1 protein-coding gene is annotated in these 563 nt (G+C 68.6%); it reads left to right on the top strand.

Going from position 1 to position 563, the window contains the following annotated elements; genetic code table 11:
• A partial coding sequence (locus ACV229_RS40675) for a thiolase family protein (protein ID WP_448088669.1) occupies positions 1 to 563 on the top strand: 563 nt, incomplete at both ends.

Genomic DNA, 563 nt, shown 5'->3' with positions numbered 1-563 from the left:
GGCGAAGCGGATATCGTGATCGCGGGCGGCCAGGAAAACATGAGCGCGGCGCCGCACGTGCTGCCGGGCTCGCGTGACGGGTTCCGGATGGGCGACGCGAAGCTGGTCGACACGATGATCGTCGACGGCCTGTGGGACGTCTACAACCAGTACCACATGGGCATCACGGCGGAGAACGTCGCGAAGGAATACGGGATCACGCGCGAAGAGCAGGATGCGTTCGCGGCGTTGTCGCAGAACAAGGCGGAAGCGGCGCAGAAGGCCGGCCGCTTCAACGACGAGATCGTGCCGGTGTCGATCCCGCAACGCAAGGGCGAGCCGCTGCAGTTCGCGACCGACGAGTTCGTGCGTCACGGCGTGACGGCGGAGTCGCTGTCGGGGCTGAAGCCGGCGTTCACGAAGGACGGCACGGTGACGGCGGCGAACGCGTCGGGGATCAACGACGGCGCGGCGGCGGTGCTGGTGATGTCGGCGCAGAAGGCGGCGGCGCTGGGCCTGACGCCGCTCGCGCGGATCAAGGCGTACGCGAACGCGGGCGTGGATCCGAGCGTGATGGGGATGGG

The organism is Burkholderia sp. MR1-5-21, assembly GCF_053427715.1.
This window is presented reverse-complemented; position numbering and strand designations above follow the sequence as displayed.